This window comes from Bowmanella denitrificans, from assembly GCF_002887595.1.
In the GTDB taxonomy this organism is placed as follows: Bacteria; Pseudomonadota; Gammaproteobacteria; order Enterobacterales; family Alteromonadaceae; genus Bowmanella; species Bowmanella denitrificans.
On sequence record NZ_PEBU01000004.1, the window covers coordinates 237,135 to 248,937 of the forward strand.

The following is an 11,803-nucleotide window of genomic DNA, read 5'->3' on the forward strand; positions in this document are numbered from 1 at the left end:
GCAATCTTAGGCAACTAATCTGGTCCGGTGGTATGCAACTTATCTATCGATCCAACCGGGTCAGCCGACCCTATGAAAAGGAGTGTTCAAGCTATGCTTTACGCTAGATTCCAATTGAGAGTGTCGCTGTTGCGACTGCTCATGTTACTCGGGGTGATGCTCAGCTCCGCCGCTTTTGCTGGCGAGTATGAGTGGAACCAATCTGCACCTGTTAAAACGCCACTTCCTGGCAATGCCAACGGTAAAACCGTGTTATTTGATGTGTCTCATGGGGGCACGGAAGGAAATGCTGACTGGGTTATTGATGGTGCCTTTTCAGACTTCGCCGACGCGCTGGTTGCGCAAGGCTATCTGGTAAAAGAATACCGGGGCGTGGATTTAAATGGTGACGGCCGCATTCAGTTTGTGGATGATTACAATGACGCCAGTAAGGTCGGCTTGAATGAAGCCGTAATCACCTATGACGCTATCAGCGATGCCGATGTATTGGTACTGGCTGAAACCAACCGTCCATTCAGCGTCGAAGAGTACGCAGCACTAAAGCAACTCGTGGATGCGGGTAAAGGCATTTTCTTTATTGCCGATCATTACGATGCAGACCGTAATCTCAATACCTGGGATGCCACCGAGGTGTATAACGGTTACAACCGTTCTGACCTGAGCAAATACAATTTGCACAATCACTATGGCGATTTACGTAACCCTAAATCGGCCAGCGCAGGTTGGTTGGCAGAAAACTTTGGTTTGCGTTTCCGCTTTAATGCGGTGGATTACAAGAGCGGCGTCAGTGGTATTGTGGCTCCTTCGCAAGTGGAAGGGCTGACCCAGGGGGTTGCCCCGATCCTGATGGCAGCCGGTGCCACCCTGGCCATTACTGACCATACGCGAGCCAAGGGCCTGGTGTATTTCTCTGCCCAGGACAATCCGGTGAAATGGAACCATGCTAAAGATGCAGGCTTGTATTTTGGCGGAGAAGCGGAAGGACCCTATGTTGCCATCTCCAAACCCAGTATAGGTAAAGCGGCTTTTATCGGTGACTCTTCGCCCATTGAAGATGCGACGCCCAAGTATCGCCGTCAGGACAGCGGTGCCACCAAGAAGACCTACCCCGGTTGGACGGATCCGGGCCATGCCTCAGTGTTGGCGGTGAATATTGTTAACTGGCTGGCCAATCAGGAAAACTACATTGGTTTTGGCAGCGCCGCGCACCCAGCCGGTGTATTAACCCCCACGCCGCTGGCTGACACTGAGAAAACGGATCCCAACAATGGCCAGCCCTGGAGCCAACCCGGCAGTGGTTATAACCCCTGGGACGAAGCAACCTTTGATAACGGCGCTTACGCTGCACCTTGTCCGGTTGGCGGCTGTGATTCTAATGGTAACCCGGATCCTGGTTCCGTATTGTCTGTTGCTCAGGCCCTTACTGCCGCAGATGGCACAGCATTAACTGTGCGCGGTGTGGTCAGCCAGGCGATTAACGGTATCTATGGCCTGGAACTGGTGGACAGCAACAACAGCGCCACTGGTATTTATGTCAAGCTGGAAGCGGCGCAGCGCAATGATTTTAACCCGCAACTGAACCCGTCTGTTTTAGGGCAGACGCTGCTGGTAACAGGTACGCGTGGTGCCTATATGAGTCAGCCCGGCATTCGTAATGTGACCGACATTCAAATTGCTTCCGCTGCACTGTCCGTCACTCAGGCGCTGGCGCAGCCGCAAGGCACTGAAGTGACAGTGGAAGGTGTGGTGGTGTCTGAACTAAATGGTATCTATGCGCTGCTGCTGGGTGACAGTGCCAACCCCAGCCAGACCATTAACGTCAAATTGGAAGCCAGCCAACGTAATGATTTCAGCCCACAGTTAAATCCTGCCATTGTTGGCAAGACCTTGCGTATCACCGGAAAGCGTGACACTTATATGTCGGGTCCCAGCATTGAGTATGTCACAGACATCCAAATCGTTGGCGACAGCGGCGGCAACAACGGTGGCGGAGATACCGGCGGTGCTTTAACCGTCAGCCAGGCCCTGGCGCAGCCCAATGGTACCGATGTGGTGGTCGCCGGTGTGGTCAAAGCTGAATTGAACGGCATTTATGCTTTGCTGCTGGCTGACAGCAGCAACCAAAGCATCACTATCAATGTGAAGCTGGAGTCCAGCCAGCGCAGTCAGTTCAGCCCCAATCTAAATCCGGCAATCTTGGGTAAGACGCTGCGTATCACCGGCAGACGTGATACTTATATGTCGGGCCCCAGTATTGAATATGTGACCCTGATTGAGCAGATTGGTAACTAATCGACACAAAAACGGCAGGCTTGGCCCGCCGTTTTTTATCTTTATCCTGCTATAAACCGGTAGAAGAGCGCTGATGGTTTCAGCGGATTATTTCGCCGGGCTGAGGCGCAACAGTTCACCATTGGGCTGGTCGGTGAGCAAATAAATTGCCCCATCCGGCCCTTGTTCCACATCCCGCACGCGCTGGCCTATGTCCAGTCTTTCTTCATGGCTGACTTTCTCGCCTTCCAGTTCCAGACGGACTAGCTGACTAAATTTTAATGAGCCTACTAACAGATTTCCTTGCCAGTGGCTGAATGAGTTACCGGTATAAAAGGTCATGCCGCTAGGTGCGATGGAGGGGACCCAATAATACAGCGGCTGCTCCAGCCCGTCTTTAACGGTGGAGCCAATTTTACCGCCGCCATATTCCTCACCATAGGTGATCACCGGCCAGCCGTAATTTTTCCCCGCCCTGGCAATGTTGATTTCATCACCGCCCTGCGGGCCATGTTCATGGGTCCAAAGCTCACCGGTAACTGGGTTAAGGGCCGCTCCCTGAAGATTACGGTGGCCAAAAGACCAAACCTCTGGCATCGCATAACCCTTATCTATATAAGGGTTATCCGCCGGTACGCTTCCGTCGGTCTGAATTCGCACCACCTTACCTAAATGCGTGTCGAGTGTTTGCGCATCATCGCGTCTGGAGCCGCGGTCCCCCAAAGTGACAAACAAATTGCCCTGGCGGTCGAATATCAAACGGCTACCAAAATGGTATGCACTGTCAATTTTGGGATTGGCGCTGAAAATAACCTTAACATTGGTGAGTTTATCTCCATCCAGGGTCGCGCTGGCTACAGCCGTACTGCTGTCCTTACCATTCTCAGACGGCTCGCTGAAACTGAGATAAATGGTTTGATTACGGCGAAACTCAGGATCTATCTGTACATCCAGCAAACCACCCTGACCGTAAGCGCGTACCTTAGGCACCCCCTGAATGGGTTGGCTGACCTTGCCATCCAGTCCAACGTAGCGCAAATTACCACTGCGTTCGGTAACCAGCAGCCTGCCATCTGGCAGGAATGTCATGCCCCAGGGGTGGGCCAGACCATCAGTGACTTTTTCCACCTTGATAGCGTGCTTTTCACTATTGATTTGTGTCGCCGCCATACCGACCTGGCTAAGCAACAGGGCAGCCACACAGGCCGCCAAAAGGCTTTTTTTCATGAGATTCCTTAAAGGCGATTATCGCGTCATCAGATACTAGCCAGATTTTTAACCTGGTACACAGCCCGCAGGTTAAAAGTGAAAAAATGCAGGCTGAGTTACCAGGTCCCTAGCATTGGCTTTTGTATGCCCGTATATGCGTGATACAAAATTGGCATAGGCTGTTCAGCATTTCAAATGTGTCTGCAGCTATGCTATCAGTGTGCTCACTAAGCAGATTGGATAACTCCCGCCAATATGCCAGATTAGCCTTGATTATCTGTTGCTCTATTTGTCTGACCTCTGTTGCCAACATGGCTGGGTCGTTAAAACGGCCGTCTATGTCGACCACTTTTAACGACGCTGCAATACTGCGCTTGAGCGTATCTGTGCGGCTGGCGTCGGGGATCACCAGCTTGCTTAAATATAAGTGCTGGTCTGTGCGTTTGACCACTCCAGGCAGAAACTCAGCCAGATCGGCGAGCTGTGCGGGTAATTTCGCAGCATCCGCCACCTGCAACTCATTGGCCAGGCTGATGCTAAGACCACTTTGGCTGGTGAAGTGCAAGGGTATGCTGTAAAGCCAGTTTGCTGAGGTATCGACAAAGCCGTACAGCAAGACACTCAATACAGGATCATCCAGATTGTATTGGGCAAAGACTTCCCTGCCTGCCGGACCGGCTGGGTAGTGACTGGAGAAAAGCCGTTTGTGGCTGTTGAACTGGAATCGTGGGGCACCGGTTTGATGATTGGTCAGTTCTGCAATAGGAATAAATACACGCTGCTCGGTATCACAAGGATTGCCGGTCCACTGTGATATTTGCTGTGCTGCGACGCCTAGCACTCTGGATGCAAAGAAGCTCTCCAGCAGAACTTTATTATCCAGCTCTGCCTGTGTGTCAGCATAATAATGTTGGAATTTGTCCTGGTCGCTTCGGGCACTGACCAGCTTATGGAATACTGCCTTATGGCCTGCCAAAGCAAATAGCGGGTAGCTATCACGCCAGTCCTTAAGCTTATGACAGGTGTTGTATAGTGCCACCAATAGCTGCATTACCCTGACTGCGGAAGGGTTCAGCATCTTGGTCCTGGGCTGCATTTGTAGGTTTAGATGCTTGTCTACCGAAAATTGGTAATCCGAAGCAATAGGCATGGCGGTAAAGGGGATGGCCATACATTGCCCAGCCAATTCGCTGGCATTCTTGAGCCTGACAGACAAGTTGCCGCCGTCTACTATCAATTGCAAGTCAGGGTGTAACTCTGCCCCGCGGTGTTGTAATTCCGCGACCAGCTCTGTGAGTATGCTTTGTGCCGCCGGGTTGTTGCCAAGAACCTCAACCTGGTGAGCGGTATTGGGCACTGAGCTGGCCAGCTTATCTGCATTCACATTTAGCGGATTGAGTGTCGCCGTTGCAGGGTTTGCATCAGACGGGGTTAGTGCCTGTTGCAGGGCTTTAGCCTGACTTTCTGGTAACAACTGCTGGCAAACGTTTATCACCTGCTGTATTTCAACTGCGCTGGCTTTGAATCTGGTTCCGGCAACAATATCCCTGGTTAATTGCTGCAAATAGCCCAGCGCCTGCTGCCCATCACCACTGTGACTGGCTGCCTGGGCCAGCAGCAGGGTAGCTGTCAGATGATATTGGCTAAGTCCGAGTAAAGGAGGGGCAAATTCCTGCACCGTTGCGGTGTCGTTCTGCGCCATGGCAAGCTGCAACAGCGCAAATCGCTGACCGGCAGATTCTGGCGAGCCATCCAGTTGTAGCGACCGCTTCAGGCAATCCAATGCATCCTCCGGCTTGCCCATTAGTTTGGCATTGGCTGCCATTTGCTCCAGGCAGTATTTTTGCTCAAGGGCAGCCTTTGTAAGCTGCAGGGCCTGCTGAAACTTTAAATAGCCGAGCTGGAAACTGGCTTGATGGGTCAGGCATTGAGCTTCCAATACCAGGCTTTGATAACAGGGATGTGGGTTTTTCTGCTGGTACTTTTTCAGTAGTTGCAGGGCTTTTTTATATTTTCCCTGACGAACCAAGGATCTGGCACTGTCCAGTTTATCTTGCATATTGGTTACCCCAGAACAATGCTTTGTTGCCTGATAATAATGCGTAAACCCAATATGTTGACCCAGACGCAGTGGCGTTGGCAAGTTTGCTGTCGGGCTAAACAGGCCGTCAAATGCCAGGGCCGATAACAAAAACGCCTCATATGAGGCGTTTCAATTAACCAAAGGTCAGAATCAGGCGATTCTGCTACCCCATAGATCGTATTCGTCTGAGTGTTCGATTATCACCCGCACCAGATCGCCGGCTTTGAGTTCGGTATCGCCATTCAAATACACTACACCGTCAATTTCCGGGGCATCGGCGTAGGTACGGCCGATGGCACCTTCTTCGTCCACCTCATCAATCAGCACATCCATTTCGGTGCCAATGCGTTTGGCCAGCTTGGCAGTACTGATGGCCTGCTGTTTTTGCATAAAGCGCTCATAGCGCTCCTGCTTCAGTTGTTCTGAGACCGGGTCAGGCAGATCATTGGCGGTTGCACCCTCGACGTCGGAATACTTAAAGCAGCCAACCCGATCAAGTTGTGCCTCATCCAGGAAATCCAGCAGCATTTGAAAGTCTTCTTCGGTTTCACCTGGGAAGCCAACAATAAAGGTGGAACGTATTACCAGCTCGGGACAGATTTCGCGCCAGGCCTTGATGCGCTCTTTGGTGCGCTCCGCCGCAGCCGGGCGTTTCATCAGCTTGAGAATACGCGGGCTGGCGTGTTGCAAGGGAATATCCAGATAAGGCAGAATTTTCCCAGCGGCCATCAGTGGGATCACTTTGTCTACCGAAGGGTAAGGGTAAACATAATGCAGCCGCACCCAAATACCCATTTCGGCCAGTTTTTCGCACAGCTCGGTCATACCGGTTTTAACCGGCATACCGTTCCAGAAACCGGTACGGTTTTTCACATCCACACCATAAGCACTGGTGTCCTGGGAAATCACCAACAACTCTTTCACGCCAGCCGCCTGTAAACGCTTGGCTTCATCCAGCACTTCGCCCACCGGACGGCTGACTAAATCGCCACGCATGGATGGGATAATGCAGAAGGTACAGCGGTGATTACAGCCTTCGGAAATTTTCAGGTAGGCAAAGTGACGGGGGGTCAGCTTGACACCGTGATCCGGTACCAGATTAACAAAAGGATTGTGCTCGGGTTTGGGCAGGTAGTCATGTACCTGTTCGACCACGGTTTCATAAGCATGCGGGCCGGTAATGGCCAGCACATTGGGATGCACTTCGCGGATCTCATCTTCTTTGACACCCAGACAGCCGGTCACAATGACCTTGCCGTTTTCGGCCAGCGCTTCACCTATGGTATCCAGAGATTCCTGTACCGCAGAGTCGATAAAGCCACAGGTATTAACAATGACCAGGTCGGCATCGTTGTAGGTATTCACCACATCATAGCCTTCGGTGCGCAGTTGGGTCAGGATTCGCTCGGAGTCCACCAGGTTCTTAGGGCAACCCAGGGAAATAAAACCGATCCGGTTACCGCCGCTGATCTCGACTTCCTGTCCCTGTTTGGCTTGTTCGGCCAAGACTTTTTTTGGGGTATCCAGTGTCGTGGTCTGGTTCGGGGTATAGGTCTCTACGGTCATATTGTCTCGCTGGCTAGAAGGCTAGGGTAACGGCCCGCTGAGTGGGCCGCAAAAAGTCGGCGGATTATACACAAAGCCTTGGGCAATGGCAGTAGGGTAGCTTAAAAAATGCACAGTTTCTGTGTTGTTTTACCTGAAATCTTATGGTGCCCCGGCGGGCGCCAGCGTCTGAAGTGGCACATCAATATAGCTTTGACTATGCCATTGCAATTGCAGCGGCTGTTTGCCATCTTCCACGGTTTCCTGGCTGACATCCTGACCCGTGCCCATATTGACCTGGGCAGAGGCATTCTTGTTCACATTCAATACCACCAATAAACGGCTGCCTTTCGCCAGTTTTCGGCCGGTCATACGGGTCTGTGAGAAAGGAATATGGGCTGGCTTGCCTGGGGTCAGCAATTGCCTGTGTTGTCTGTCCTTGGCATAGCTGGCCCGGCCGATACTGTAGCTTAAGTGAAATAAACGACCATCCGGCATTTGCTGATAGAAGGTCAGGCCATAGTCAACATCATGCTTGTTGATGGTTACTACCAGTTCCCCGGAAAAACTACCGGCTATTTGCATGTCCTGAGTAAAAGGTGGGCTGACAAACAGCAAGCCGGTTTGGTCATCCAACTGGTCGCGAATAATCGGCCAGGGGTAAGCGTCGGTGTTATTGCTGCTGGTACGGTCGGCCAGATCCACTTGTTGTTGTAAGGTCTGCTGCGTTGCTTGTTGTTCACTGAGCAGGAAACCTTTATCTGTTTGCTGGTTAGACAGGTAATAGCGCGTTGAGGATGCGTGCAAGGCCGCCATTGAAGAGGCATAACGCCAGCTGTTATCCCCCATTAATTGGTAGGTAATCTTATCTTTCAACAGGGCGGGGCGTGGAGCGGCTTTCATCACATAATCAAACCAGCCAAAGGTTAGTTTGTTCCTGTCAATATGGGCAACCTTATCCAGGGAGTAGCCTCGCAGCGGGTCGCTGAGTGAGAAGGTATGATCGTAAGGGCCAATCAGCCAATAATGTTCGGCATCCGGGCGATATTTAAGATGTTCATGGTAGTAATACAGCGCCGAAAAATTGCCATCATCGTAATAGCCATTTAAGGACAGGACCGGAATGTTGATATTGGCAAAATCCTCGCCGTGAGGCTGCATGGCCTGCCAATATTCGTCATAGCCCGGGTGAGCAAGCCATTTATGTAACCAGGGGTTAGCCTGACCGGCCAGTTTGTCCAGCTCGGCAAATGCCTTACCGCTTGAGTACCACTGGTTCATCAAGCTCCGCCATTTGCCCGGATCTGCATATTGGCTGTTATCCAGCCTTTTGTTGTTGGTGACATAAAAGGGCCATTGGTAGTTGGCGGTGATATACACGTTATTTTCATAGGGCAGTCCCTGGGCCGGGTTATTCGGTACAAAGGGCACGATAGTTTTTAACCCGCTGGGCATGTATTTGGCGGCGGCCCACTGGGTAAAACCCAGATAACTGCCACCGTACATGCCCACCTGCTGGTCACTCCATGGCTGCTGGGTAACCCAGTTAATCACGGCTGCTGCGTCCTGTCCGTCAAACTGGTAAGGCACAATGCTGTTCGGGCTTAAGCCTTTACCACGGCTATCCACAATCAGGCCCACATAGCCATAAGTCAAGGCGGTGGCGGCCTCGCGCAGATTAGCCATTTCGTCACTGTAGATGCTCATTTGCATGGCCGTGGGCATCGCTTTCTTCCACTGTTTGCTACGCACCAGTATCGCTGAAACCATGGCATTACCTGTGTCTATCAGCAAATTGTCCTGCACCCAAAATCGGCGCTTGTATTCGTCTTTCAGCCAGGTTTTAGCTTGGGGTAGCAGAGCTTGATAAACATAAAAGTCCTGTAGCTCGGTGGCCAGGGCCCTGGCTGTGCGAGAATGCGGCGATACCGTTTCAGTCTGCATGTTTTGCAGTAAATACAGCAGTCGGCTCAGCCCCGTATCCTGGTCATAACCGCTTAGTCTGCTGATATGGATAAACTCGTTATCTGATAATGCTGCGACATGCTGTTTAAATACGTTGTGCCAATGGTCGCGCTCTTTTGGATGTTGCCTGGCAGCCAGATAGACTTGGTAGGCAAAGGCAGACCAGGCAGGCTGACCGGTGGCCAGTGCATCAATATCCGCGCTTAAACGCTGGCCACTTAACAACCTGAGCTTTTGTTGTTCATCAGTGCTCAGCGAACCTTTCTGCCCGCTAAGTAACTCTGTGGCAAGTTGCTGCTGCCACTGGATAAAGGCTGGGCTGTTAAGCACCTGTGCCAACTGTTGTTTGTTCTTTACCTCCAAGTGTTGTTGGGGAGCGGCGTTTAATATCGGGCAGATGTGCAGTAGCACCATTAACAGCCAGTATGGCAAATAAATGTAATGACGTTGCATGTGGTTCCTTATTGATGGGATGACTACAGCATGCCGAGCAGCCGTTCAGACTGCATGATAAAAAGGTGATTTAAGGTGACTAAAAGTGACTTGGCGCCAGTGCGGTGATACCTTTCCTCGCCAATAACAAGGATACACTCGCCCTGTGACAGACAATGCGTTGGAAGATTGGACAATTTGAATTTTGTGACAGCAAGCAACAACTGATTGACGACGGCCAGGTTGTGCAGCTCGAGCCAATGCTGGCAGAAGTACTGGGGTATTTTTGCCGCCATCCCGGCGAAATTATTTCCCGTGATAGTTTGATTGAACAGGTATGGCGCGGGCGCATTGTGACCGATAATGCTGTCAATCGGGTCATTGCTAAATTACGCAAGGTGTTGGGGGACTCATCAACCCAGCCTAAGTTTATCCTGACCCTACCCAAAAAAGGTTATCGGCTGATTATTGAGCCAGTGGCAATGGACAATAGTCCCTTGCCGGTTGTTGAGCAGCCCGCCACAGAACCGCCTTCATCCCGTCAGCGCTCGTATCTATGGCTGTTTTTACCGTTGTTTCTGCTTGTTCTGTTGGGGGGGATTTATATCGACCTGACACCTGATGCTCAGGTCGTGCAGGTGGAAGCGATCACCCATGAAGGTGGGCAGGAATACTTTCCGGCGGTGTCAGCCGATGGGCGGTATCTGGCTTTTTCTGAACGTCGACCAACTGCCATGACCTTGCAGCTTAGTGATCTTCAGCAGCAAAAAACCGTCAGACTCAGCATTGAGAGCGGCTGGAGCGGACCGGCCGATTGGTCACATGATGGTTCGCAACTGGTGTATCTGCATACCGACAACACTGATTGTCAATATATTCTGGTCACACTAGATGGCCTGCAAATCAAGGACCAGAATGTCATCTACCGCTGCCCCGCTGGCAGCTTTGGCAAAATGTTGTTTAGCCATCAGCCAGGCAAAATGTTGCTGGCTGAGCGGGCAAACAGTGATGCTCCCTATCTTTTATACAGCCTGAACAGCCTAACAGGTGACAAGCAGTTATTGCCCCAGCCAACCCCTGTTCTGGCTGGAAACAGTCAGTTTGATTTGCATCCCAAACAGGATTGGCTGCTTATTTCCAGCCCGGATGGCGAGTTGCAGGAAAGTTTTTACAAACTGGATCTGAATACCGGTGGACTCAGTTTGCTATTTAGTCTGGATGCCTATGTATGCTGCGCTGTCTGGGATCATAATGGACAAAGCATTGTGATGATGAGTGCTCCGCCGTCCAATCAACTTCTACGATTTAGTCTGGATGGTGCTAAACAGCAGGTTGTTTATAGCGCCACCCATAGTATTGCCACGCCGGTGCGACATCCCAATGGCGCGGATTACTTGTATTCGGGCGGGCAAATCAACCGGGATATTTTTATTCGTGGATTGGCTAACGACAGTCCCCTGACAACCTTAGCTGACAGCAGTCTGGATGACAGTCTGCCACGTTTGTCACAAGACGGTCGGTATCTAGCCTATGTCACCTTAACGGGCGGTAAGCAACAAGTGTGGCTTGTAGAGCTTGCCTCCGGTCAGCGTCGCAGATTAAGCCATTTCGACAAGCCTGAGTTCTTAACGCAAATGGCCTGGTCCGCAGATGGCAGGCGGTTGGCGCTGGCAACACTGAACAGCCTGTTTGTTATCGAGGTGGCAAGCGCCAAAATGCATAAGCTTGCACTTCCTGCGGCGCGCATCAGTGCCATATCCTTTGTTGATAACAGTATCCTGGCCTTTAGTCAGCAACAACAGGGGCACTGGCAACGCTTCTACTACTTGTTTGCCAACCAGGTTGTTGAACCACAAGACAGCCAGACCTGGGCTAAGGCTTACCATGCCAGGGATTCCGCAGATAACTTGTGGCAGGATCAACAGCAGCGCTGGTTCCAAGGGGACGAAGCGTCAATTCAACCTTTACCTGTCAGTAATATTGGCCAGTACCGGATAAAGAAAGTAGGGAACAGCCTGTTCTATCTGACGCGAACGGCTGATGAATACCAGGTGATTCAGTACCAACTCAAAAGTGACCAGCAACAAGTGCTGATCAGCAGTCCTGACTCGGCCGGGATACCCGACTTTGATGTGGTTGGTCAGCATTTGGTGCTGTCTTTGCCACAAGGGCACAATGTTGATATCTATCGGGTAAAGACCCGTCCTTGATGTGGTTGACTACCGACGCGGTCGTGATTGTTGGGCGTCAATGCCAGTAAAATTGATTACACTGGCCAAAATGTAGATAGATGGATAT

6 protein-coding genes are annotated in these 11,803 nt (G+C 51.4%); 2 read left to right on the forward strand and 4 right to left on the reverse strand.

The genetic code is table 11. The features are described 5' to 3' along the window. The first annotated feature begins 93 nt into the window (after positions 1–93). Positions 94–2,292, forward strand: a complete 2,199-nt coding sequence (locus CSR04_RS10085; RefSeq protein ID WP_102796159.1) for a DUF6359 domain-containing protein — start codon at positions 94–96, stop codon at positions 2,290–2,292. An 87-nt stretch (positions 2,293–2,379) separates the two neighbouring features. Here CSR04_RS10085 and CSR04_RS10090 read toward each other — a convergent pair whose 3' ends face one another. From CSR04_RS10090 to CSR04_RS10105, 4 genes are all read right to left on the reverse strand, one after another. Continuing rightward, positions 2,380–3,498 (reverse strand): PQQ-dependent sugar dehydrogenase, encoded by a 1,119-nt coding sequence (locus CSR04_RS10090; RefSeq protein WP_102796160.1) that lies wholly within the window; start codon positions 3,496–3,498, stop codon positions 2,380–2,382. A 109-nt stretch (positions 3,499–3,607) separates the two neighbouring features. Next, positions 3,608–5,539, reverse strand: coding sequence for a tetratricopeptide repeat protein (locus CSR04_RS10095; RefSeq protein ID WP_146027145.1), 1,932 nt, complete (start codon positions 5,537–5,539; stop codon positions 3,608–3,610). 174 nt (positions 5,540–5,713) lie between these two features. Continuing rightward, positions 5,714–7,129, reverse strand: a complete 1,416-nt coding sequence (gene rimO, locus CSR04_RS10100; protein ID WP_102796162.1) for a 30S ribosomal protein S12 methylthiotransferase RimO — start codon at positions 7,127–7,129, stop codon at positions 5,714–5,716. Positions 7,130–7,270: 141 nt separating this feature from the next. Further along, positions 7,271–9,526, reverse strand: a complete 2,256-nt coding sequence (locus CSR04_RS10105; RefSeq protein ID WP_102796163.1) for a CocE/NonD family hydrolase — start codon at positions 9,524–9,526, stop codon at positions 7,271–7,273. A 155-nt stretch (positions 9,527–9,681) separates the two neighbouring features. On the opposite strand from CSR04_RS10105, the gene CSR04_RS10110 reads away from it, so the two are divergent. Next, a complete protein-coding gene (locus CSR04_RS10110) occupies positions 9,682–11,715 on the forward strand; it encodes a winged helix-turn-helix domain-containing protein (protein ID WP_102796164.1) in 2,034 nt (677 codons plus the stop codon). The last annotated feature ends 88 nt before the right edge of the window (positions 11,716–11,803 follow it).